Source organism: Streptomyces sp. NPDC031340, from assembly GCF_055569945.1.
The window spans coordinates 1-21,737 of the sequence record NZ_JBVIIE010000076.1 but is presented as its reverse complement, the minus strand read 5'-3'; the positions used below and the strand labels follow the sequence as shown (position 1 = coordinate 21,737).

Annotated in this window: 24 protein-coding genes; 12 read left to right on the top strand and 12 right to left on the bottom strand. The window is 71.9% G+C overall.

Annotation, left to right across the window (positions count from 1 at the left end):
• The first annotated feature begins 6 nt into the window (after positions 1–6).
• Entirely contained in the window at positions 7–783 is a 777-nt protein-coding gene (pstB, locus tag ACZ5GT_RS36985) for a phosphate ABC transporter ATP-binding protein PstB (RefSeq protein WP_398276199.1), read from the top strand.
• 169 nt (positions 784–952) lie between these two features.
• Here pstB and ACZ5GT_RS36980 read toward each other — a convergent pair whose 3' ends face one another.
• Positions 953–1,951 (bottom strand): inorganic phosphate transporter, encoded by a 999-nt coding sequence (locus tag ACZ5GT_RS36980; RefSeq protein WP_469035330.1) that lies wholly within the window; start codon positions 1,949–1,951, stop codon positions 953–955.
• Between the two features lie 7 nt (positions 1,952–1,958).
• Entirely contained in the window at positions 1,959–2,579 is a 621-nt protein-coding gene (locus ACZ5GT_RS36975) for a DUF47 domain-containing protein (RefSeq protein ID WP_324784452.1), read from the bottom strand.
• Between the two features lie 192 nt (positions 2,580–2,771).
• Between ACZ5GT_RS36975 and ACZ5GT_RS36970 the strand changes: the two genes are divergently transcribed.
• Positions 2,772–3,110: a metal-sensitive transcriptional regulator gene (locus ACZ5GT_RS36970; protein ID WP_469035327.1), complete on the top strand. Its 339-nt coding sequence runs from the start codon at positions 2,772–2,774 to the stop codon at positions 3,108–3,110.
• A gap of 21 nt (positions 3,111–3,131) precedes the next feature.
• Here the strand turns inward: ACZ5GT_RS36970 and ACZ5GT_RS36965 are convergent, their stop codons facing one another.
• Positions 3,132–3,314: a hypothetical protein gene (locus tag ACZ5GT_RS36965; protein ID WP_324784450.1), complete on the bottom strand. Its 183-nt coding sequence runs from the start codon at positions 3,312–3,314 to the stop codon at positions 3,132–3,134.
• A gap of 94 nt (positions 3,315–3,408) precedes the next feature.
• The gene (locus ACZ5GT_RS36960) at positions 3,409–4,248 is read right to left on the bottom strand and encodes an SCO4651 family lipoprotein (protein ID WP_469035325.1); all 840 of its coding nucleotides are present in this window, start codon (positions 4,246–4,248) and stop codon (positions 3,409–3,411) included.
• A 119-nt stretch (positions 4,249–4,367) separates the two neighbouring features.
• On the opposite strand from ACZ5GT_RS36960, the gene ACZ5GT_RS36955 reads away from it, so the two are divergent.
• From ACZ5GT_RS36955 to ACZ5GT_RS36925, 7 genes are all read left to right on the top strand, one after another.
• A complete protein-coding gene (locus ACZ5GT_RS36955; protein ID WP_469035323.1) occupies positions 4,368–4,517 on the top strand; it encodes a hypothetical protein in 150 nt (49 codons plus the stop codon).
• A gap of 266 nt (positions 4,518–4,783) precedes the next feature.
• Positions 4,784–6,394, top strand: coding sequence for a sensor histidine kinase (locus ACZ5GT_RS36950; protein ID WP_469035321.1), 1,611 nt, complete (start codon positions 4,784–4,786; stop codon positions 6,392–6,394).
• Positions 6,391–6,798: a roadblock/LC7 domain-containing protein gene (locus ACZ5GT_RS36945; RefSeq protein ID WP_469035318.1), complete on the top strand. Its 408-nt coding sequence runs from the start codon at positions 6,391–6,393 to the stop codon at positions 6,796–6,798. The genes ACZ5GT_RS36950 and ACZ5GT_RS36945 overlap by 4 nt, the downstream gene beginning before the upstream one ends.
• A complete protein-coding gene (locus ACZ5GT_RS36940; protein ID WP_469035315.1) occupies positions 6,795–7,142 on the top strand; it encodes a DUF742 domain-containing protein in 348 nt (115 codons plus the stop codon). The genes ACZ5GT_RS36945 and ACZ5GT_RS36940 overlap by 4 nt, the downstream gene beginning before the upstream one ends.
• Positions 7,123–7,749 (top strand): GTP-binding protein, encoded by a 627-nt coding sequence (locus tag ACZ5GT_RS36935; protein WP_469035312.1) that lies wholly within the window; start codon positions 7,123–7,125, stop codon positions 7,747–7,749. The genes ACZ5GT_RS36940 and ACZ5GT_RS36935 overlap by 20 nt, the downstream gene beginning before the upstream one ends.
• Positions 7,746–8,969 carry a cytochrome P450 gene (locus ACZ5GT_RS36930; RefSeq protein ID WP_469035310.1) on the top strand — a complete coding sequence of 408 codons (1,224 nt, stop codon included), beginning with the start codon at positions 7,746–7,748 and terminating at the stop codon, positions 8,967–8,969. Before ACZ5GT_RS36935 ends, ACZ5GT_RS36930 begins: the two co-directional genes overlap by 4 nt.
• The gene (locus tag ACZ5GT_RS36925; RefSeq protein WP_469035308.1) at positions 8,966–10,192 is read left to right on the top strand and encodes a cytochrome P450 family protein; all 1,227 of its coding nucleotides are present in this window, start codon (positions 8,966–8,968) and stop codon (positions 10,190–10,192) included. Before ACZ5GT_RS36930 ends, ACZ5GT_RS36925 begins: the two co-directional genes overlap by 4 nt.
• A gap of 104 nt (positions 10,193–10,296) precedes the next feature.
• Here ACZ5GT_RS36925 and ACZ5GT_RS36920 read toward each other — a convergent pair whose 3' ends face one another.
• The 7 genes from ACZ5GT_RS36920 to ACZ5GT_RS36890 all read right to left on the bottom strand — a co-directional run bounded on the left by ACZ5GT_RS36920 (position 10,297) and on the right by ACZ5GT_RS36890 (position 17,404).
• Positions 10,297–10,716 carry an NUDIX hydrolase gene (locus ACZ5GT_RS36920; RefSeq protein ID WP_469035361.1) on the bottom strand — a complete coding sequence of 140 codons (420 nt, stop codon included), beginning with the start codon at positions 10,714–10,716 and terminating at the stop codon, positions 10,297–10,299.
• 56 nt (positions 10,717–10,772) lie between these two features.
• Entirely contained in the window at positions 10,773–11,822 is a 1,050-nt protein-coding gene (locus tag ACZ5GT_RS36915; RefSeq protein ID WP_469035306.1) for a CHAD domain-containing protein, read from the bottom strand.
• Positions 11,803–14,034, bottom strand: a complete 2,232-nt coding sequence (locus ACZ5GT_RS36910) for an RNA degradosome polyphosphate kinase (protein WP_469035304.1) — start codon at positions 14,032–14,034, stop codon at positions 11,803–11,805. Before ACZ5GT_RS36910 ends, ACZ5GT_RS36915 begins: the two co-directional genes overlap by 20 nt.
• A 238-nt stretch (positions 14,035–14,272) precedes the next feature.
• Positions 14,273–15,133, bottom strand: a complete 861-nt coding sequence (locus ACZ5GT_RS36905) for a hypothetical protein (RefSeq protein WP_469035301.1) — start codon at positions 15,131–15,133, stop codon at positions 14,273–14,275.
• Entirely contained in the window at positions 15,130–16,095 is a 966-nt protein-coding gene (locus ACZ5GT_RS36900) for a hypothetical protein (RefSeq protein ID WP_469035299.1), read from the bottom strand. Before ACZ5GT_RS36900 ends, ACZ5GT_RS36905 begins: the two co-directional genes overlap by 4 nt.
• Positions 16,092–17,021 carry an ABC transporter ATP-binding protein gene (locus ACZ5GT_RS36895; protein ID WP_469035297.1) on the bottom strand — a complete coding sequence of 310 codons (930 nt, stop codon included), beginning with the start codon at positions 17,019–17,021 and terminating at the stop codon, positions 16,092–16,094. Before ACZ5GT_RS36895 ends, ACZ5GT_RS36900 begins: the two co-directional genes overlap by 4 nt.
• Entirely contained in the window at positions 17,018–17,404 is a 387-nt protein-coding gene (locus ACZ5GT_RS36890; RefSeq protein WP_469035295.1) for a GntR family transcriptional regulator, read from the bottom strand. The genes ACZ5GT_RS36895 and ACZ5GT_RS36890 overlap by 4 nt, the downstream gene beginning before the upstream one ends.
• A gap of 145 nt (positions 17,405–17,549) precedes the next feature.
• Here ACZ5GT_RS36890 and ACZ5GT_RS36885 point away from each other — a divergent pair, with 145 nt between their 5' ends.
• Complete coding sequence (locus ACZ5GT_RS36885) at positions 17,550–18,068, top strand: RNA polymerase sigma factor (RefSeq protein ID WP_469035293.1); 519 nt, start codon at positions 17,550–17,552, stop codon at positions 18,066–18,068.
• Between the two features lie 57 nt (positions 18,069–18,125).
• Here the strand turns inward: ACZ5GT_RS36885 and mshD are convergent, their stop codons facing one another.
• Entirely contained in the window at positions 18,126–19,052 is a 927-nt protein-coding gene (gene mshD / locus ACZ5GT_RS36880; protein WP_469035290.1) for a mycothiol synthase, read from the bottom strand.
• A 181-nt stretch (positions 19,053–19,233) separates the two neighbouring features.
• Here mshD and ACZ5GT_RS36875 point away from each other — a divergent pair, with 181 nt between their 5' ends.
• The gene (locus ACZ5GT_RS36875; RefSeq protein ID WP_469035288.1) at positions 19,234–21,027 is read left to right on the top strand and encodes a bifunctional metallophosphatase/5'-nucleotidase; all 1,794 of its coding nucleotides are present in this window, start codon (positions 19,234–19,236) and stop codon (positions 21,025–21,027) included.
• A 457-nt stretch (positions 21,028–21,484) separates the two neighbouring features.
• On the top strand, positions 21,485–21,610 hold the full coding sequence (locus ACZ5GT_RS36870; protein WP_469035286.1) for a hypothetical protein: 126 nt from the start codon (positions 21,485–21,487) through the stop codon (positions 21,608–21,610).
• Positions 21,611–21,737 lie beyond the last annotated feature (127 nt).

Sequence of the window (21,737 nt, the reverse complement as noted above, 5' to 3'; positions counted from 1 at the left end):
GTAGTCATGGCCAAGCGAATAGACGTGAGCGGGCTCACCGCCTACTACGGCTCCCACAAGGCGATCGAGGACATCTCGATGACGGTCGAACCGCGTTCGGTGACGGCCTTCATCGGCCCCTCCGGCTGCGGCAAGTCGACGTTCCTGCGCACCCTCAACCGGATGCACGAGGTCACCGCCGGCGGCCGCGTCGAGGGCAAGGTGATGCTGGACGACGAGGACCTGTACGGCGCCGGCGTCGACCCGGTGTCGGTGCGCCGCGAGATCGGCATGGTGTTCCAGCGCCCGAACCCGTTCCCCACGATGTCGATCTTCGACAACGTGGCCGCGGGTCTGCGTCTGAACGGCAGCCACAAGAAGAGCGAGCTGAACGACGTCGTCGAGAAGTCGCTCAAGGGCGCCAACCTCTGGAACGAGGTCAAGGACCGCCTCAACAAGCCCGGGTCGGGCCTGTCCGGCGGTCAGCAGCAGCGGCTGTGCATCGCCCGCGCGATCGCGGTCGAGCCGAAGGTGCTGCTGATGGACGAGCCCTGCTCGGCCCTCGACCCGATCTCCACCCTCGCCATCGAGGACCTGATCGGCGAGCTGAAGGAGCGCTTCACGATCGTCATCGTGACGCACAACATGCAGCAGGCGGCGCGGGTCTCGGACCGTACGGCCTTCTTCAACCTCTCGGCCGTCGGCCAGCCCGGCCGGCTCATCGAGATCGACGACACCGAGCGCATCTTCTCCAACCCGTCCGTCCAGGCGACCGAGGACTACATCTCCGGACGCTTCGGCTAGGCCGCCACCGAGGCCGGCCGCCGAGGCCGCCACCGAGACGCCTCGCGGTGCTGCATGGCGGTGCCACCGCGAGGACGATGAAGGGCCCGCCCCCGTACCGGGGGCGGGCCCGCGTCGTCGGTGCGGTGCCGCACCAGCAGCCGGATCCCTAAGAGGGCGACGGTGCCGGTCACAGGATGACGAGGTCGATCAGGGCGAAGGCGCCCGCCGCCACCAGCGCGGCCGCAGGCATGGTGATGAACCAGCCCATCACGATGTTCTTGGCGACGCCCCAGCGCACCGCGTTCACCCGCTTCGTCGCGCCGACGCCCATGATGGCCGAGGTGATCACATGGGTCGTCGAGATCGGGGCCTTGAAGAGGAACGCGGTGGTGAACATGATCGACGCGCCGGTGGTCTCCGCGGCGAAGCCCTGCGGCGGATCCAGTTCGATGATCTTCCGGCCCAGGGTGCGCATGATGCGCCAGCCGCCCGCGTAGGTGCCCAGGGACAGCATCAGCGCGCAGACGATCTTCACCCACACCGGGATCGGGTCGCCGAACGTCTGGTGGCCGGAAATGACCAGTGCCATCACCACGACGCCCATGGTCTTCTGCGCGTCCTGCAGACCGTGGCCGAGGGCCATGCCGGCCGCCGAGACGGTCTGCGCTATGCGGAAGCCGCGCTTGGCCTTGTGCGGGTTGGTCCCGCGGAAGATCCACATGATCGCCGTCATGACCAGGTAGCCGACGACCAGGCCGACCACCGGGGACAGGAACATCGGGATGACGACCTTGTCCAGGACGCCGTTCCAGTGCACGGTCGTGCTGCCCGCGAGCGCCGCGCCCACCATGCCGCCGAACAGCGCGTGGGACGAGGACGAGGGCAGGCCGAAGTACCAGGTGATCAGGTTCCAGGTGATCGCGCCCACGAGCGCGGCGAACAGGATGCCCATCCCCGTGGAGCCTTCGGGCGTCGCGATCAGGCCTTCGCTGACGGTCTTGGCGACCCCGCTGCCGAGGAAGGCGCCGGCGAGGTTCATCACCGCGGCCATGGCGAGGGCGGCCCGCGGGGTCAGCGCCCGCGTCGACACGGACGTCGCGATCGCGTTCGCCGAGTCGTGGAAGCCGTTGGTGTACGTGAAGAAGAGCGCGACCGCGATGGTCACGACCAGGGCAAGGGTGTCCATGAGGGGCTCAGGACTCCTTGACGGCGATGGTCTCCACCGTGTTCGCCACGTGCTCGAACGCGTCGGCGGCCTCTTCCAGCACGTCGACGATCTGCTTGAGCTTGAGCACCTCGATGGCCTCGTACTTGCCGTTGAACAGGTGGGCGAGCAGCTTGCGGTGGATCTGGTCGGCCTGGTTCTCCAGGCGGTTGACCTCGATCCAGTACTCGGTGAGGTTGTCCATCGTGCGCAGGTTCGGCATGGCCTCGGCGGTGAGCTCCGCCGCCCGGGCCAGCACCTCGATCTGCTGCTCGACGCCCTTCGGCAGTTCCTCGATGTTGTAGAGGACGACCAGGTCGACGGCCTCCTCCATGAAGTCCATGATGTCGTCGAGGGAGGAGGCGAGGGAGTAGATGTCCTCGCGGTCGAAGGGCGTGATGAAGGAGGAGTTCAGCTGGTGGAAGATCGCGTGAGTGGCGTCGTCACCTGCGTGTTCCGCGGCCCGCATACGCTCTGCGATCTCGGCCCGGGCGGAGGTGTCCGCCCCGAGCAGTTCCATCAGGAGCTTCGAGCCCGTGACGATGTTGTCCGCGGAGGCGGCGAACATGTCGTAGAAGCTCGTCTCCCTGGGGGTCAGACGAAAGCGCACAAGGGGTCCTCGGGGTGCATCGGTTTCGGTCAGGCTGATGCTAAGCGCATCATTCGGCCACTACTAACGGCCGTCCCCAGTGTCGCCCATCGGACATAGTGATCAGCAAGGGGGCGGACCAAGACCCGTATACCCAGCGAAATTCGGTATCATATACCCGCCAGGGGTATATCTGCCGAACGGGAGGACGCGATGACGACCACTGAGGCCGGCGCGGCGGCGCCCTCCGGCGACGGCGGGCACCCGGTCACGCACGGCTATCACAAGCAGAAGGACGAGCACCTCAAGCGCCTGCGCCGCATCGAGGGGCAGATCCGCGGCCTGCAGCGGATGGTCGACGAGGACGTCTACTGCATCGACATACTGACGCAGGTTTCCGCCTCGACCAAGGCGCTGCAGTCGTTCGCCCTGCAGTTGCTGGAGGAGCACCTGCGCCACTGCGTCGCGGACGCGGCCCTCAGGGGCGGTGACGAGATCGACGAGAAGGTGGCGGAGGCGACGAAGGCGATCACCAGGCTGCTGCGCACCTGAGCGGACCGGCCGGGGCGCGCGTCACCCGCCGCAGGCGGCGTCGCGCTCCTCGGTCACCCGCAGCACCTCGTCGATGCTCTCCAGGCTGAGCCGGTCCTCGCCGGTGGCGGAGGCCGCGATGATCAGCTCGCCGCACAGCTCGATCTCGGCGAGGGCCACGTGGTCCTGAACCGCTCCACCGCCGACCGGAGCCACGTGCGTCACCTCTTCTCTGCCGTCACCGGCTTCCTAGAGTAGGGAGCGGCCCACACCCCGCGCATGGCACGGACGGGCTAGTTCTCACGCCCCTCGCCCGGCCTCACGCGGGGCCCGGCTCCTCGGCGATCTTCCCGGCGTAGATGTCCCGGGACTTCGGCAGAAGCACGTCGGCCGGGGTCCCGAAGCCGTACAGCAGCGTCGTCGAGGACACCGCGACGGTGCCCCGCCGCTGCGCGTTGACGAAGCTGAACCGGTGCCGGACCTTGCGGACGCGACCCTCGTCGTCGAGGTAGACGTCGAACGGCACCTCGGCGGTGGCGAAGCCCTTCGCCGCCGCCGCGAGCGCGGCGCGCACCCCGCGCGGGGCGCCCTTCGCCGCCGCGGCGAGGTCGGCGGTGCCCCGGTAGTGCCGTACCGCGATCCCGGCGACCTCGGTGCGGCCCAGGTACGCCGCCGTACGCGTCCCGCGCAGCAGCGCCGCCGCCGCGTACGGGTCGGTGGCCCCGCCGGTCACCAGGTTCCCGTCGGACAGCGTCGCGGTGTCCACCCGCACCCACTTGTCGGCGGGCACGCCAGCGCCCCGGTTCTTCATGAACAGCGCGCCGGGTGCGAGGAGTTCGGTGATCGGCCGGTGCCGGACGGCGCCGGCCGGGTCCGCCGGCAGCTGCAGCGTCAGCCGGCCGAGCCGCCTGCGGAAGTCGTACACGCCCTCGCCGCGGATGGTGACGCGGGTGCCGCCGGTGGCCATCTCCATCGACGTGCGGGCTTTCGAACTGCCCGCGTCCACCAGGGTGTCGGCGGAGCGCCGCACGACACCCGCCGGGTCGGCCGCCGACCCGGCCGCGGCCGCGCCGGTGCCCGCGCAGCCGCTCGCCCCCACGCAGGCCCAGACCACGAGCCCGGCCGCGACGACCGTCCGCCTGTGCTGCAGCTGCCCCATCGCCTGCCTACCCCCAGCCGGTGCGTGCGTCTCGGGCTCCTGTCGTCCGGTTAACGACGAGTAGGGATGCCCGTCACGCGCGTGGTGGCCGTTCACCTCGGCTGGGTAACGTTCTGGGTGTGGCGCAGCAGGAACATCGCACGACGACCGTCGAACAGGGCCGTTTCTGTGTCGCCCGGTGCAGCTGCGGCTGGCGCGGCCCGGCCCGCAGGGCCCGCAGCCTGGCCCGCACGGACGCCGAGGGGCACGCGGAGACGGTGGGCGAGTAACTCCGGCTGACCCCCCCGAGACGTTTGGCACGTCAGGGTGCCGTCGTGCTGTCTCCGTGCTCCGTGGCGGCGCCTTCCGCCGACCACCTGCCGCCGCCGGAGGTCCGGGCGGAATTACTGGGGCACAACCCTCACCTTTTGATCACAGACTCTCGTATAGTGACGGCCGGTTAGCCTCTGCCTACAGTTTCTGCAGTTTCTGTGCACTTCCTTCTCATGGACGATACGAGGGCCGCGCCCGCAGCGGCCGCCCGAGGAACTGATTGATGACCGCGCCCGCCGCCCCCAGCGATCCATCCCCCCTGCGCACCGTCCTGCCCGCCACCCTGCTCACCGCGGCCGCGGCCGCCGCCGCCGTCGTCTGGGCCGTCTCCGCGGCACCGTCCTCCGTGCGGGGACCCCTCGGCTGGGGCTCGACGGCCGCCGCCGTGGTGCTGTGCGCGGTGGTCGCCGCCGCCGCGCGTGAGCGGCAGGCGGCCCGGGCGGCCCGCGCCCGGCTGCGGGCGGTGAACTCCGACTGGGAACGCGCCGCCCAGGAGCAGGAACGTCTCGCCGCCCAGTGGCGCCGGGAACAGCAACGCCTCGTCGACGCGGCGGCCGTCGAACGTGCCCGTCTGCAGGAGGAGTTCGCCCGGGAGCGGGCGCGCCTCGCGCAGGAGGGCGCCGCCGAGCACGCCCGGCTGGCGGAGGAGGCGCGACAGCTGTCCGCACGGCTGGACCGCGCCGTCGGCGAGCGTGCCGCGGCGATCTCCGCGACCGCCAACGCGGCGGCCCGGATGCAGGCGCTGGCCACCGGCATGCTCGCCGACCTGCGCGCCATGGAAGAGCGGCACAACGACGAGGACGTGCTGACCGATCTGCTCCACCTGGACCACCGCACCGCGCAGGCGGGCCGGCTCGCCGACTCCATCGCCGTGCTCACCGGCGCGCGTTCCGGCCGGCGCTGGGCGCGGCCCATCGGCATGGAGTCCATCCTGCGCGGCGCGATGGGCCGGATCAGCGGCTACCAGCGCGTCCGGCTGCACTCCGCGAGCGAGGCGGCGGTCGCCGGTCACGCCGCCGAGGGCGTCATGCACGCCCTGGCGGAGCTGCTGGACAACGCCGCCAACTTCTCGCCGCCGAACGCCGAGGTCCACGTCTACGTGGAGGAGGTCCCCGCGGGGGTCATCGTCTCCGTCGAGGACAGCGGACTCGTCATGAGCGACGTGCAGTTGCGCAGGGCGGAGGTCGCCGTGTCCGGCGACTCGTCCGACCTCGGCGGCCTCACCGGCACCCGGCTGGGCCTCGCCGTCGTCGGCCGCCTGTCGCGCAAGTACGGCCTCAAGGTGTCCTTCCGGCCGTCCGCCCGTGGCGGCACCGGTGTGCTGATGCTCCTTCCGCAGGAGATCCTCACCAACGCCGGCGTGGAGCCGCGGCCCGCCCCGGCGGAGCGTCCGGCCGTAGTGCCTCCGCGCACCTCGCGGGAGTCTCTCGCCCACTCCTCCGCCGATGACGCTCCGGCCACGGCCCCGGCCCGCCCCCACGCCGCTTCCGTCTCCGCTCCGGTCCACGACACCCCGGACGCGACGGGCGACGAGTTCGCCGCGGGGCTGCCCAAGCGGCGCCGCGGCCGTACCCTCGCCGCCGCCGAACGCGCGCGGTCGACGTCCCGGCCCGTGGAACGGCCCGCGGGCGCCGCCGACGACATCAAGACCAGGGCCGCCCGGTTCGCCGACTTCCGTCAGGCCGTACGCGGGGCCGGTCCGGAGGCCACCGCCGGCCCGGGCGCGCCCCAGGCGCACCCCGACGCCCAGGCCGTGCCGCCCGCATCCGCCGAGACGGCATCCGAAAGACCGTTCCACTCGCATGTGCACCCGGAAGGCGACACCACCTCATGACCGGCACGACCACCGCGGACGAGAAGCTCACATGGCTCATCGAGGGGCTCCTGGCGCGCACCCCGGGTGCACGGCACGCGCTCGTGCTGTCCCGTGACGGGCTGAAGCTCTGCCGCACCCCGGAGCTGACGGTCGACCAGGCCGACCAGCTCGCCGCCATCGCGGCCGGGATCCAGTCCCTCTCGCACGGCGCGTCGGTCGAGTTCGGCGACGGCAGCGGAGGCGTGCGCACGTCGATGACCGAGTTCTACGGCGGGACCCTCTTCATCGTGGAGGCCGGTCAGGGCGCGCACCTCGCGGTGGTCACCACCGAGGAGGCCGACTCCGGGCTGGTCGGGCACAACATGAGCGAGCTGGTGGAACAACTCGGTGAGCACCTGACGGCTCAGCCCCGAAGCTCATGAGCCGGCCCGGCAGGGACGACGCCCCCGACCGGCTGTACACCATCACCCAAGGTCGCAGCCGGTCCGGGCCGGACAGTCCGTTCGACCTGGTCACCCTGGTGGTGGCCGAGTGCGATCCCACCCCCGGAATGCAGTCGGAGCACGCGGCGATCCTCCGGATGGCGCAGGCTCCCACCGCCGTGGTGGAGGTCTCCGCGGAGCTCGGACTCCCGGTGAGCATCACCAAGATCCTGTTGTCCGACCTCCTCGCCGCAGGCCGCGTCAGCGCTCGCCATCCCCGTAGGTCGGTCCTGCCCGACCCCGACATTCTGGAGCAGGTGCTCGTTGGACTCCGCAACCTCTGACGCGCGCACCCCCCTGGGTGCCACCGCCGACAACGGCCTCAAGATCGTGGTCGTCGGCGGCTTCGGCGTCGGCAAGACGACCATGGTCCGCTCGGTCAGCGAGATCCGTCCCCTCAACACCGAGGAGACGATGACCCAGGCGGGCGAGGCGGTGGACGACACCAGCGGGGTGCACGCGAAGACTTCGACCACCGTCGCCTTCGACTTCGGCCGCATCAGCCTCGACGCGCGCAACGTGCTCTACCTGTTCGGCGCGCCGGGCCAGGAGCGCTTCTGGTTCCTGTGGGACCGGCTGTTCTCCGGCACCCTCGGCGCGGTCGTGCTGGTGGACACCCGCCGGATCGACGACTCCTGGTACGCGATCGACCGCCTCGAGGCGCACGGCACGCCGTTCATCGTGGCCTGCAACGACTTCGGTGGCCCCGGCCACCGGCACGCGGACGTCCGGGAGGCGCTCGACCTCGACCCGCACGTGCCGCTGGTCGACTGCGACGCACGCTCCCGCGAGTCCAGCAAGCAGGTCCTCATCACCCTGGTCGAGCACATCAAGAACCAGTACGCCGGGCAGACGGTCCGGCCTGTCGCCTCCACCCGGGAGTTCGCTTGACCACCGACGCCGTACCCCTCTCCGGTTCCCGCTTCCTGTCCGAACCCGCGAGGCTGTACCGGGAGATGAGGCGCGACCACGGTTCCGTCACCCGTGTGCTGCTGGACGGCGGGGTACCGGCGTGGCTGGTGCTCGGCTACCGCGAACTGCACCAGGTGACCGGCGACCCGGTCCTGTTCAGCCGCGACTCCGACCTGTGGAACCAGTGGGACACCATCCCCGACGACTGGCCCCTGCTGCCGATGATCGGCCGCAAGCAGCCGTCCATCCTCTACACGGTCGGCGAGCGACACCGTGAGCGCTCCGCCATGATCAGCAACGCGCTGGAGGCGATCGACCCGTTCAAACTGCGCCGGCACGCCGAGCGGTTCGCCGACGAGCTGATCGACGCCGTGTGCACCCGGGGCGAGGCGGACCTGATCGGCCAGTACGCGATGCTGCTGCCGGTGCGGGTCCTGGCGCGGCTGTACGGCTTCTCCGACGAGGAGGGGCCGGGGCTGGTCACCGCGCTCAACGACATGGTCGACGGCCAGGAGCGGGCCCTGGCGGGCCAGAGCCACCTGGTGACGTCGATGACGAGGCTGGTGGCCGACCGGAGTGCCGCGCCCGGCGACGACGTCGTCTCGCGGATGCTGGCGGACCGGAGCGGCTTCACCCCTGAGGAGATCATGCAGGACCTCATGGTGATGCTGGCCGCCGGTCACCAGCCGACCGCCGACTGGATCGGCAACTCGCTGCGCCTGATGCTCACCGACGACCGGTTCGCGGCGTCCCTGTTCGGCGGCCGCCACAGTGTCGCCGAGGCGATGAACGAGGTGCTCTGGGAGGACACGCCGACCCAGAACGTGGCCGGCCGGTGGGCCTCCCGCGACACCCATCTCGGCGGGCGCCACATCCGGGAGGGCGACCTGCTGCTGCTCGGTCTGCAGGCCGCCAACTCGGACCCGCAGGTGCGCACCGACGGCGCTTCGCTCACCGGCGGCAACAACGCGCACTTCTCCTTCGGCCACGGCGAGCACCGCTGCCCGTTCCCGGCTCAGGAGATCGCCGAGGTGATCGCGCGGACCAGCATCGAGGTGGTCCTGGACCGCCTGCCCGACATGGATCTGTCGGTGCCGGCCGAGGAGCTGACGCGCCGTCCCTCGCCCTGGCTGCGCGGCCTGACGGAACTTCCCGTGCGGTTCACACCCACCCCTGCTCTCGGAGGCAACCGACCGTGACTTCCCCCACCGAAGAAGTACGCATAGCGCTGGACCCTTTAGTCGCTGACCTGGACGGCGAGAGCGCGAAGCTGCGTGCGGCGGGACCGCTGGCGGCGGTCGAGCTGCCCGGCGGCGTCCCCGTGTGGGCGGTCACCCACCATGCGGAGGCCAAGGCACTGCTGACGGACTCCCGCCTGGTGAAGGACATCGAGGTGTGGGGCGCCTGGCGGCGCGGGGAGATCCCGCCGGACTGGCCGCTGATCGGTCTGGCGAATCCGGGCCGCTCGATGCTGACCGTGGACGGCGCCGAGCACCGCCGGATGCGGACGCTCGTGGCCCAGGCCCTGAGCGCGCGCCGGGTGGAGGCCATGCGGGACCGTGTCACGCGGTTCACCGAGGAGCTGCTGGACCAGTTCCCGGCGGACGCCGACGTCGTCGATCTGAAGGCGGTGTTCGCCTACCCGCTGCCGATGCTGGTCGTGGCGGACCTCATGGGCATCGACACGGCCGTGCTGCCCCGGCTCAAGGTGCTGTTCGAGAAGTTCTTCTCCACCCAGACCCCGCCGCAGGAGGTCGTCGCCACCCTCACCGAGCTGGCCGGCATCATGGGCGAGACGGTCGCCGCGAAGCGGGCGCAGCCCGGCGACGACCTGACCAGCGCGCTCGTTCTCGCCTCCGAGGACGGCGACCGGCTCACCGATCAGGAGATCGTCTCCACCCTGCAGCTCATGGTCGCCGCGGGGCACGAGACCACCATCTCCCTGATCGTCAACGCCGTGGTGAACCTCTCCACCCATCCCGACCAGCGGGCCCTGGTCCTCTCCGGCGAGGTGGACTGGTCGGCGGTGGTCGAGGAGACGCTGCGCTGGTCGACCCCGACCTCGCACGTCCTGATCCGTTTCGCGACCGAGGACGTGCCCGTCGGCGACAAGGTGATCCCCGCGGGGGACGCCCTGATCGTGTCCTACGGCGCGCTGGGCCGTGACGAGCGGGCACACGGCCCGACGGCCGGCGAGTTCGACATCACCCGGGAGACCGGGACCCGGCACATCTCCTTCGGCCACGGCCCGCACGTGTGCCCCGGCGCGGCCCTGTCCCGGCTGGAGGCGGGCGTGGCGCTGCCCGCGCTGTACGCCCGGTTCCCGCGGCTGGACCTCGCGGTGCCCGCGTCGGAGCTGCGCAACAAGCCGGTGGTGACGCAGAACGACCTCTTCGAACTGCCGGTCAGGCTGAAGGGCTGACCTTCTGCTCCCTGCTCAGCGGTCCCCGGGGAGGGCCTTCCGGGCCCTCTTCGGGGGACGGCCGGGGAGGAGGCGTGGCCGGCGTCCCGCGGGTCCGCGGCGCGTCATCCTCCCCCGTGCCGGCCGCTGCCGATGGCCGCGAGCGCCGGAGGTATCAGCTCCCTGTCCCGCGGGTACGTCAGGCGCTCGCGAGCCCTCTCCGGCGACAGCCACACGAGCTCGCTCACCTCGTCGTTGGGCCCGAAGACCCCGCCGGTCGACTCCGCCGCCCAGTACTCCACCTGCTTCTCCCGGCCGGTGTGGTCCACGTAGCGCAGGGTCGGCAGGCCGGGCCCGAGCCGACAGGTGTGGCCGGTCTCCTCCGCCACTTCGCGCAGGGCGGCCGCGCGGGCCGTCTCACCCTTCTTGAGCTTCCCCTTGGGCCAGGACCAGTCGGACCACTTCGGCCGGAAGACCAGGGCGAGTTCGACGCCGCCCGCGGGGGAGCGGCGCCACAGGACGCAGCCGGCCGCGAGGACCGGCATGTCGTGGGTGGGGGCCACCGGGGTCTCACCGCCTTCTCCGGCGTGCTGTGACGGGTTCAGGGCGTGCTCACCGCCTGCTTCTGCCAGGACTGCTGGAACGCGAACCGGGCCGCCTCCACCTCGTGCCGCTGGTCGGCGTGCAGCACGCCGAGCGCGTACGCCGTGGCCGGGGCGATGCGCGGGGTGCGGGCCGCCGACGCCGCAGCGGCGGCCGCCTCCGAGGCGTCGCGGTGCCGGTTGAGCGCCTGGCCCGCGGCCAGCAGCCGCACGTCCACGGGGGCGTCCTCGCCGCACATGACCTCGCGGGCGTAGCGGTGCAGGCGCAGCAGCAGGCGGACCTGGTGCCAGGGCCCGTCCTGCGGATGCGGGGCCGGGTCCGGGGACAGGCCGTGCACCAGGGCCTCCGCGTTGTACGGGCTGCCCGCGGTGACCAGGGGCAGCGCGGTGACGGCGTCGGTGAGGCGTTCCTCGGCGGCGGCGGCCAGCGGGCCCAGGCCGGTGGTGGCCGCGGCGGGCGTCAGCGGGACCTCGCTGGCCAGTACGGCCACCTTGTCGGCGACCGCGTGGAAGCGGGAGGAGCCGAGGGCCTGCAGGGCGGTGGAGTGGGCCCGGGTCCGGGCCAGGGTCAGCTGGCGTTCGAGCAGGGCGCCCGCCTTGGCGGCGCCCACGGTGAGGTTGCCGCGGTCGGCGTCGGCGCGGGCGGCCCCGGGGCCCGCCTGCTGGGTGGGGAACACCGCCGCGCCGGACAGCCTGTGCAGCGCGAGCAGCAGCCGCTCCAGACGGGCCGCGTAGCCGTGCTCCATCGACAACGTGCCTGACAGCCAGGCGAGTTCGGGACGCAGTCCCTCGGACCAGTCGGTCTCCAGCAGGGGGCGGAAGGTGTGCAGGCTGCCGCTGATGCGGCGGACCGAGCGGCGCAGGGCGCGCGCCGCGTCGGCGGACTCCGCGGTGCCGTTCCCTCCGCCGCCCCCGGCGCCGGTCTCCCGGTGCAGCCTGAGGGCGCGGAGGAACTCGGTGGCCTGGGCCCGCAGATAACCCGCGAGGGTCTCTCCGGTGACGGATGGCCCGGCCATCGGGTCCGTCGGGTCAAGGTGTTGCTGTGCCACGCCGGCGCCTCCGGGCGTCTATGAGCATCTCCTGGACGTTGCGCAGGGGTTGGCCGTCCGCGTCGGTGGCGTGCCGGGTCCATTCGCCGTCCGGGCCGAGGTGCCAGGAGGCGGTGGTGTCGGACATGCCGGTCTCCAACAGCCGGTTCAGGGCTGCGCGGTGGGCCGGGTCGGTGACCCTGACCAGGGCCTCGATACGGCGGTCGAGGTTGCGGTGCATCATGTCGGCGCTGCCGATCCACACCTCGGGCTCGCCGCCGTTGCCGAAGGCGAACACACGGGAGTGCTCGAGGAAGCGGCCGAGCACCGAGCGGACCCGGACGTTCTCCGACAGGCCGGTGACCCCGGGGCGGATGGCGCAGATGCCGCGCACCCAGACGTCGACCGGCACGCCCGCCTGGGACGCGCGGTAGCAGGCGTCGATGAGCGCCTCGTCGACGAGCGAGTTGACCTTGATGCGGACGAAGGCGGGGCGTCCGGCACGGTGGTGCTGGATCTCCTTGTTGATCCGCGATATCAGGCCGTCGCGCAGCGACTTGGGGGCCACCAGCAGCCGGCGGTAGGTCTCGCGGCGCGAGTAGCCGGAGAGCCGGTTGAACAGGTCCGAGAGGTCGGCGCCGACCTGCGGGTCGGCCGTCAGCAGGCCGAGGTCCTCGTACAGGCGGGCCGTCTTCGGGTGGTAGTTGCCGGTGCCGACGTGGCTGTAGCGGCGCAGCGTCTCGCCCTCCTGGCGGACCACCAGCGACAGTTTGCAGTGCGTCTTCAGGCCGACGAGGCCGTAGACGACGTGGCAGCCGGCCTCCTCCAGCTTGCGCGCCCACTTGATGTTGGCGTGCTCGTCGAAGCGGGCCTTGATCTCGACCAGGACGAGGACCTGCTTGCCGGACTCGGCGGCGTCGATGAGTGCGTCGACGATCGGGGAGTCGCCCGAGGTCCGGTACAGGGTCTGCTTGATGGCGAGGACGTCCGGGTCGTTGGCCGCCTGCTCCAGGAACGCCTGCACCGACGTGGAGAAGGAGTCGTACGGGTGGTGCAGCAGCACGTCCCGGCTGCGCAGGGCGGCGAATATGTCGGGCGCGGACGCCGACTCCACCTCGGCGAGGTCGCGGTGCACGCCGGCGACGAACTTCGGGTACTTCAGCTCGGGCCGGTCCAGGCCGTGGATGCGGAAGAGGCCGGTGAGGTCCAGCGGGCCGGGCAGCGGGTAGACCTCGGCCTCGGAGATCTTCAGCTCGCGCACCAGCAGGTCGAGCACCTCGCGGTCGATGGACTCCTCGACCTCCAGCCGGACCGGGGGCCCGAAGCGGCGCCGCATGAGCTCCTTCTCCAGGGCCTGGAGCAGGTTCTCGGCGTCGTCCTCCTCGACCTCGAGGTCCTCGTTGCGGGTGAGGCGGAAGGCGTGGTGCTCCAGCACCTCCATGCCCGGGAACAGCTCCTCCAGGTGGGCGGCGATGACGTCCTCGAGCGGGACGTACCGGCCGGGGGAGCTCTCCAGGAAGCGGGACAGCAGCGGCGGCACCTTGACGCGGGCGAAGTGCCGGTGGCCGGTGACCGGGTTGCGCACCACCACGGCCAGGTTCAGGGACAGGCCGGAGATGTACGGGAAGGGGTGCGCCGGGTCGACCGCGAGCGGGGTGAGGACCGGGAAGATCTGGTGCCGGAACAGCGTGAACAGCCGCGCCTGCTCCTTCTCGGTCAGCTCGCTCCAGCGGACCAGGTGGATGCCCTCCTCCGCGAGGGCGGGGGCGACGTCCTCGTGGTAGCAGGCGGCGTGCCGCGCCATCAGCTCGCGGGAGCGGGCCCAGATCATCTCCAGCACTTCGCGGGGCTGCAGGCCGGAGGCGGAGCGGGTGGCGACGCCGGTGGCGATGCGGCGCTTGAGTCCGGCCACCCGGACCATGAAGAACTCGTCCAGGTTGCTGGCGAAGATCGCGAGGAAGTTCGCGCGTTCGAGCAGGGGCGTGTTCGGGTCCTCGGCGAGTTCGAGGACCCGCTCGTTGAAGGCGAGCCAGCTGCGCTCCCGGTCGAGGAAGCGGCCCTGCGGCAGCTGGGGGCCGTCGTGCGGCGCCTCCTCGTACGAGTCGAGGTCGGCGTCGATGTCGGGTTCCAGGTCGGAGACGGTCGCGGACACCGTGTGCGGGCGGTGCGCGGCGATGGAGCCCACGGAGGGCTGCGGGTGCTGTACCTGTGCCTGGGCGTTTGGCTGGCTCATGAACCCATTCTTCCGCGCCGGAGGTGTCACGGGCGCGTCGGAAGCGGCGGGCGGGAGCTTGGCTTCGAAGAAGTGGGCGTCCCCGTTCCCCGCGGCCCCCTCGGGGGGTGGCGAAGGGTCTGGCACGGCGGGCGTCATTGGCCGAGCGTCGCAAGCCTGTCTGAACCGACGGTTACGGCGACATGGCGTTCGGGATATCGGGGGGCGGCTCCCGGCCGCCGCCCCCATCAGGTCCGCGTCAGGCCGTGCGGCGGCGCAGCAGCCGGAACGCGGCCGCCGTGGCGAGGGCGGTGACCGCGAGGAGGATGCCGGTCTCCACCAGGTTCATGGGCCAGAAGTGCGAGTCGGGGTGGTAGGTGACGTGGTAGCCGGAGGCATCGGCGCCGTGGTCCACCTGCCAGGCGGTGCCGGGGGGCTCGATCGGGCGGGCGGCGGTACGGGTCACCGTGGGCCACAGGTCCGTGCGCCGGAGTTCCAGGTACTGGTTGAGCGCGACCATCACGGCCACCGAGACGCCCAGCGCGGGCAGCGAGCGGCGCAGCAGCAGCGCGGTGAGCGTGCCGACGGCCAGCGCGCACAGGCCGTAGGCGATCAGGGTGGGGCCGCGGGCCGTGAAGACGTCGCCGAAGGACCAGTCGTCGCCCATCAGGTCCCGGTCGGCCGACCAGGCCCAGCGGTAGGCCACGATCAGGGCGGTGCCGCCGATCGTCAGGGCCAGCGCGGGCAGGGCGAGCTTGGCGGCGAGCCAGCGGGTGGGCGTGACGGACTGGGTCCAGGCGAGGTGGGCGGTGCCGCTCTCCAGTTCGCGGCCGATCAGCGCGGCGCCCGCCCAGGCGGCGACGGCCCAGAAGCTGTAGGAGGCGAACGTGCCGATGTAGCCCATCGGCTCGCTGTAGCTCATGGAGGCGAAGGGAGCCTCGCAGAGGTCCTGGTCGGGCCGGCAGGCGGCGAGCTCGTCGCGGACCGAGCCGGCGGTGATCTCCACCAGCCACACGGCCCAGCCGATGAGGGCGACGACGAAGGCGGACCAGACGACGAGGGCGGTGCGGTGCAGGCGCAGGACGGTCCTGGGCAGGCCGGCGGCGGTCGGGGTGCTCACGCGGTCACCGCCTTCCGGCGCAGCACGCCGAACGCCACGGCGACGGCGACGGCGGTGAGGGCGAGCAGGACGCCGGTCTCCAGCAACTGGCGGGGCCAGTAGTCGGGGGAGGGCAGGTAGGCGCGGGTGAAGCGGACGATGTCGTGCCGGGCGAGGCAGGCGCGGTCCAGCGAGCACCGCGGGTCGCCGGCGCGGGCGCCGGTGGAGGTGACCGCGAAGCTGCGCGAGACCAGTTCCGGCTGCTGGTAGCGGCCCTGGAAGGGCCAGTGGTTGCCGCGGACGGCGTACACGAGGAAGTAGGCGAGGCCGCTGAGGGCGAGGGCGGGCAGGGTGCGGCGCACCAGGAGGCCGACGAGGGCGCCGAGGGCCAGGCCGAGCAGGGGCGCGGCGACGGTGGCGGGGCCGACGGAGAAGTACAGCGCGCGCGGGCCGATGCCGGCCACCAGCAGTTCGGCGTGGGTGGACCACAGCCGCCGGTACAGCACCACCAGCACGCCGGTGCCCAGGGCGACGCAGGCTGCGGGCACGGCCAGCTTGACGGCGAGCCAGCGGGCCGGGGAGACGGACTGGGTCCAGGCCAGCCGCGCGGTGCCGTTCTCCAGCTCGCGGGCGATCAGCGGGCCGCCCGCGAACAGGGCGACGGTGAAGGAGGCGAGGCCGATCAGGGTGGCCGGGGCGTAGAAGAGGTCGTTGTAGGTGCCGGAGACGAAGCCGAGGAAGCCGGGGAGGGCGGACGGGGTGTAGGCGGCCTGCTGGACGCCGGAGTAGCCGTAGGCGTCCAGCTTGTCCTGGGTGGCGTCGGCGCCGGGTCCGGTCAGCCACAGCAGCAGGCCGGCGGTGGCGGTCACGAAGGCGAGCCACAGCCACAGGGCGGTGCGGTGCAGGCGCAGCACGGTCCAGGTCAGGCCGTGCGGGCGGGGGAACGCGCGGCGGGCGGGGGCGGTGAGGGCGCCGGCGCTCATGCGGTCACCGCCTGGGCGGCCGCGGTGGTGCCCGGGGTGATCAGGGCGGGGGCGGCGGGGGAGCGGAGGTGGGCGAGGATCAGTTCCTCCAGCGAGGGTTCCTCGGTGGCCCAGGCGTCGCCGACCGGGCCGTCGCGGCGGATCAGGGCGCGCAGGCCGCGGCCGGCGGGGTGCGACTCGACGACGGTGTGCGGGGCGAGGTCGGCGGGCGTCCCGCGGCCGGTGACCAGGGTGTGCGCGGCGAGCAGGTCGTCGATGCCGCCGCCGAGCCGGACCCGGCCGCCGCCCAGGAGCAGCAGGTGGTCGCAGGCGTCGGCGAGTTCGGTGACGATGTGGGACGACATCAGGACGGTGGTGCCGTGCTCGGCGGCCTCGGCCATCAGGGTGCCCATCAGCTCGTGGCGGGCGAGCGGGTCGAGGTCGGCCATCGGCTCGTCGAGCAGCATCAGTTCGGGCCGTTTGCCGAGCGCGAGGGCGAGCGCGACGCGGGTGCGCTGGCCGCCGGAGAGCCCGCGGACCCTGGCCCCGGGGTCGAGGGAGCCCTGTTCGACGATCCGGGCGGCGCGGGCGGCGTCCCAGCGCGCCGGGTTGAGCTCGGCGCCCATGCGCAGCGTCTCGGCGACGGTCAGCTGGGGGTACAGGGGCTTGTGCTGGGCGAGGTGGGCGACCCGGTCGCGGGCCTCGCCGGGGGCCGCGCCGAGGACGGTGACGGTGCCGGAGGTGGGCCGCAGCAGTCCGGCCGCGATCGCGAGCAGGGTGGACTTGCCGGCGCCGTTGGGGCCGACCAGCGCGCTGATCCGGCCCGCGGGGAGCCGGAAGGAGCAGCCGTCGAGGGCGGTGGTCCGCCTGCCGTGGCGCCTGCCGTAGCGCATGCCGAGGCCGGACGCCTCCAGGGCTACGGCAGGGGTGGTACTGGTGGAACTCACTGGTCCCCCTTCGGGAAGTGTTCGTCGAGCGCGGCGGTGAAGAGCGCGTCCACGTCGTCGCGGCCGAAACCGGCCGCCCTGGCGCGCTTCGCCCACGCGTCGAGTTCGGCGCGCAGGGGTGTGTCGGCCGGGTGGGCGCCGAGCGTGCGGCGCACGAAGGTGCCGAGTCCGCGCCGCGCCTCGACCAGGCCCTCGCGTTCCAGTTCGCGGTAGGCCTTGAGCACGGTGTTGGGGTTGATGGCGGTGGCCTCGACGACCTCGCGGGCCGTGGGCAGCTTGTCGCCCGGCTCCAGCAGTCCGAGGCGCAGGGCCTGTTTGGTCTGCTGGACGATCTGGACGTAGGTGGCGACGCCGGAGCGCCGGTCGATGCGGTACTCGACCACCCGTACCACCCTTTCACTAATTGAGTAGTGAAAGGGTGGTGCAATGAGGTTCCGGAAGTCAAGGCGGTCGCGGGGGCCGAGGCGGCGGAATGGAGATCGGGCGGCGGCCGTGAACCGGAGGCCGGGGCTCGTGCGATGAGGAGACGTGAGCGAAACGAGAAGCGACGGGGAACTGCTGCGGGCCGTCACCGCGGACGGGGACCGGCGCGCCTTCGAGGAGCTGTACCGCCGGTACGCGCCCTGGCTGACCGCCCGGCTGCGCGGCCGCTGCGCCGACCCCGGGATCGTCGACGACGTCGCCCAGGAGACCTTCCTCGCCATCTGGCGGGGCAAGGCCCGCTACCGGCAGGACGGGACCGCCGACAACGCCGCCGGGTGGCTGTGGCGCATCGGCTCGCGGCGGCTGGTCGACGCGCTTCGGGGTGCGGCCCCGGGGGTGGGAGCGTGCCGCTCCGCACCCGCGGCCGGCCCGGCGGCCGGCGCGCCGGGCGGTGGCGGGTCGGCCGTGGTCGTGGGGGTTCCGGGTGTGGCCCCGGGCGGGCGCTTGCCGTTCCGCGCCCGCGGGCGGCCCGGCGGCCAAGGGCGCCGCGGGTGGGTCGTGGGCGTGGGGGCAGGGGTGAGGCCCCGGATGCGTGCCCTCGCCGGGCGCGGGGCCGGGGCATGAGCCCGAGGCCGACCCGGGCTCATCCGCGTGGCGTGGGCGGTGTGGGTGTCGGAGGTGTCACGTCTCGGTGCGGTACATCAGGTCCGTCTCGTGCGTCACGAACCCCAGTCCCTCGTACACGGCGACGGCCGCCGTGTTGTCGGCGTCGACGTACAGCATCGCCGTGGGCAGTTCCTGGGCGCGCAGATGGCGCAGCCCGATCGTGGTCAGGGCCTTGCCCAGGCCGCCGCCCTGGGAGCCGGGCCGCACCCCGAGCACGTACACCTCGCCCAGCTGCTCGGTGGCGTGGACCTTCGTCCAGTGGAAGCCGACGAGTTCGTCGCCGCGGAAGGCGAGGAAGAAGCCGGCCGGGTCGAACCACGCCTCGGCCTTGCGGTCGTCCAAGTCCCGCTGGGTCAGGGAACCCTGCTCGGGATGGTGGGCGAACGCCGCGGCGTTCACCGCGAGCCAGGCCGTGTCGTCCTCGCCGGGCACGAAGGTGCGCACGGTCACGCCCTCGGGCAGCACCGGATCGGGCAGCTCCAGGTCCGTCAACGAACGCCGCATCTGCCGCAGTTCGCGGAACAGCGTGAGCCCGAGGACCTGCGCGAGGTGCCGGGCCGCGGTGTGGCCGCCGTGCGCCCACACCCGCAGCCGCTTGCCGGAGGCGGCGAGCAGCGCCGACCCCAGCGCCCGCCCGTGCCCCTGCCCCCGGTGCGCGGGGTGCACGACCAGCTCGGCGGCCGGCGCCTCCACCGGGTCGGTGTCCTCCAGCTGGGCGTAGCCGACGAGTTCGTCGCCGACCGTGAGCAGCAGATGGGACACGCCCCGGCGCTCGCCGCCCCGCAGCTGCAACCGGCCCTGTTCGGAGACCGCTTGGTGTCCGTCGTGCCGGGCGGCCTCCGCCAGCAGCCCGAGCACGGCCTCGGTCCGGTCCGGGGAGAGCGCGGACATGGTCTCGATGGAACGGGTGCCGTCGGGGCGCGCGGTGTCGTCGCTGGTCATGCGTACGAGGGTAAGGGGCGGACGCGGCGGAGCGGAGGCATGCGCACAACGGAACGTAAAGGCAAAGCAGGGGGCAAAGGGAAACCAGGATGTAACCAGGAACCCCCTGTCGCGCTACGCGCGTTGACTCTAGGCTGCGCCCCGACGGGGCCACCACCTCAGCAGAACGACAGGGGGGCGTATGCCAGCCAACTCCCAGCCGTACCAGCGCCGCAGACGGACGTACCGTCTGCTGGCCGCAGCCGCGGGACTCGCGACCGCCGGCGCGCTGGTCGCCGCGCTTCCGGCCGAGGCGCACGACAGCGGTCACCACCGGCCGAGCCGCTACCAGGACGTGCAGCTGCTGTCCTTCAACGACCTGCACGGCAACCTGGAGCCGCCGTCCGGCTCCTCCGGCCGGGTGACCGAGCGGCAGGCGGACGGCACGACGAAGACGATCGACGCGGGCGGCGTGGAGTACCTGGCCACCCACCTGCGCGAGGCCCGCAAGGCCAACCCCTACTCCATCACCGCGGCCGCCGGCGACATGGTCGGCGCGTCGCCGCTGATCTCGGGCCTGTTCCACGACGAGCCCACCATCGAGGCGCTCAACAAGCTGGACCTGGACGTCACGTCCGTCGGCAACCACGAGTTCGACGAGGGTTCGAAGGAACTGGCGCGCCTTCAGAACGGCGGCTGCCACCCCACCGACGGCTGCTACACGGACCAGACGTTCGAGGGCGCCGACTTCCCGTACCTGGCCGCCAACGTCCTGGACGAGAAGACCCACAAGCCGATCCTGAAGCCGTACTGGGTCTGGAAGAAGAAGGACGTCAAGATCGGCTTCATCGGCGTGACCCTGGAGGGCACTCCGGGCATCGTCTCGGCGGACGGCGTCAAGGGCCTGCAGTTCAAGGACGAGGTCGAGACGATCAACAAGTACGCGCGCGTGCTCCAGGCGCAGGGCGTGCGGTCGATCGTCGCGCTGATCCACGAGGGCGGTGCGCCGGCCTCGTCGTCGTACAACTACGACTGCGACTCCCCGGGCGCCGGCGACGGCATCTCCGGGCCGATCGTCGACATCGCCAAGAACATCACGCCGGCGGTGGACGCGCTGGTGACGGGCCACACCCACACCTCGTACGTCTGCACGATCGACGACCCGGCGGGCAACCCCCGCATGGTCACCTCGGCCTCGTCCTTCGGACGGCTCTACACGGACACCACGCTCACCTACGACCGCTTCACCGGCGACATCGCCCGCACGGCGGTCACCTCGGCGAACCACGTGGTCAGCCGGGACGTGCCCAAGGCCGCCGACATGACCGAGCTGATCGGCAAGTGGAACACCCTCGCGGCGCCGATCGGCAACCGCCCCATCGGCTACATCTCCGCCGACATCACCAACACCGGCACCGAGTCCCCGATGGGCGACCTGATCGCCGACGCCCAACTCGCCTACGGCAAGCAGCTCGACCCGGAGACGGACCTCGCGCTGATGAACCCGGGCGGCGTCCGGGCCGGCCTCACCTACGCGGCCAAGGCCGCTGAGGGCGACGGCGTGGTGACGTACGCCGAGGGCTTCACGGTGCAGCCGTTCGCCAACACCGTGAACCTCCAGGACTTCACCGGCGCTCAGCTGATCCAGGTGCTCAAGGAGCAGGTCAGCGGCTCGAACACGGCGTCCCCGAAGATCCTCCAGCCCTCGTCGGGCCTGACGTACACGCTGGACCTGACGAAGACCGGGGCCGACCGGGTGGTCACCGACTCGATCCGCCTGAACGGCGCCGCGATCGACCCCGCGGCCACCTACCGCGTCGCCACCAACAGCTTCCTCGCGGGCGGCGGCGACGGCTTCACCACGCTGGGCCTGGGCACGAACGACCTGGTCGGCACCGACGACCTGGCGGCCCTGGCGCAGTACCTGACGGCCAACTCCTCGGCGGCGAACCCGATCGCCCCGCCGGCCGCGAACCGCATCACGATCACCGGCTAGCCCGCTCCCTGGCGGCACCGCCCCGAACCCCGTCCCGGCACCGCCGGGGCGGGGTTCGTCGTTGTCGCCCGCCGACATAAGACCTGTGTGAATTCGCGATCGGTTCCACGCGCTTTCTGAGAATTTCATTTCTGAGGCAACTCTCAGCGAAACTTATTGACGTCTAAGGCGAATTGGCCTTTCCGGCTGCGGAAGTGACGTAGTGTTTTCCATGTCGAAGCGAACGACGCGAAAGCAAAGGAGAGTTCGATGAGCTTCCACAAGATCGCCCCGGTGAAGCAGGTCCGCAAGCCGGTGGCCCCCACTCCCAAGAAGAAGGTGCCGAAGAAGGCCGCGCCGAAGCGCCGTCCGATCGCCCGCCAGGGCTGATCAAGTAATTCACTTACGTAAATCACAGGTAATTGCAGCAGCTCGGTGGATGAACTGTTGCAGAACCGCAGCACGGAGGGAAACAGACATGAGCTTCCACAAGATCGTCCCCGTGAAGAAGGCCGCCAAGCCCGCCCCCGCACCGAAGAGGAAGGCCCCGAAGAAGGCCGCGCCGGCCGCGCCGAAGCGCCGTCCGGTCTCCCACCAGGGCTGACGCACGCCACGAGGCGGGGGCACCGGTCGCGAATACAGCTCGACCAGCGGCCCCCACCGTGGCACGGTCAAAAGAAACGCAAGGGTGAGGAGGGGAGGCGCTGCCCACTAGGGAAGTGCTCGTGGTC

Excerpts from the sequence above, each read along its gene's own strand:
- pstB (WP_398276199.1), top strand. The coding sequence starts at position 7 with ATGGCCAAGCGAATAGACGTGAGCGGGCTCACCGCCTACTACGGCTCC.
- ACZ5GT_RS36980 (WP_469035330.1), bottom strand. The coding sequence starts at position 1,951 with ATGGACACCCTTGCCCTGGTCGTGACCATCGCGGTCGCGCTCTTCTTC.
- ACZ5GT_RS36970 (WP_469035327.1), top strand. The coding sequence starts at position 2,772 with ATGACGACCACTGAGGCCGGCGCGGCGGCGCCCTCCGGCGACGGCGGG.
- ACZ5GT_RS36960 (WP_469035325.1), bottom strand. The coding sequence starts at position 4,248 with ATGGGGCAGCTGCAGCACAGGCGGACGGTCGTCGCGGCCGGGCTCGTG.
- ACZ5GT_RS36950 (WP_469035321.1), top strand. The coding sequence starts at position 4,784 with ATGACCGCGCCCGCCGCCCCCAGCGATCCATCCCCCCTGCGCACCGTC.
- ACZ5GT_RS36945 (WP_469035318.1), top strand. The coding sequence starts at position 6,391 with ATGACCGGCACGACCACCGCGGACGAGAAGCTCACATGGCTCATCGAG.
- ACZ5GT_RS36940 (WP_469035315.1), top strand. The coding sequence starts at position 6,795 with ATGAGCCGGCCCGGCAGGGACGACGCCCCCGACCGGCTGTACACCATC.
- ACZ5GT_RS36920 (WP_469035361.1), bottom strand. The coding sequence starts at position 10,716 with ATGCCGGTCCTCGCGGCCGGCTGCGTCCTGTGGCGCCGCTCCCCCGCG.
- ACZ5GT_RS36910 (WP_469035304.1), bottom strand. The coding sequence starts at position 14,034 with ATGAGCCAGCCAAACGCCCAGGCACAGGTACAGCACCCGCAGCCCTCC.
- ACZ5GT_RS36900 (WP_469035299.1), bottom strand. The coding sequence starts at position 16,095 with ATGAGCGCCGGCGCCCTCACCGCCCCCGCCCGCCGCGCGTTCCCCCGC.
- mshD (WP_469035290.1), bottom strand. The coding sequence starts at position 19,052 with ATGACCAGCGACGACACCGCGCGCCCCGACGGCACCCGTTCCATCGAG.
- ACZ5GT_RS36875 (WP_469035288.1), top strand. The coding sequence starts at position 19,234 with ATGCCAGCCAACTCCCAGCCGTACCAGCGCCGCAGACGGACGTACCGT.
- ACZ5GT_RS36870 (WP_469035286.1), top strand. The coding sequence starts at position 21,485 with ATGAGCTTCCACAAGATCGTCCCCGTGAAGAAGGCCGCCAAGCCCGCC.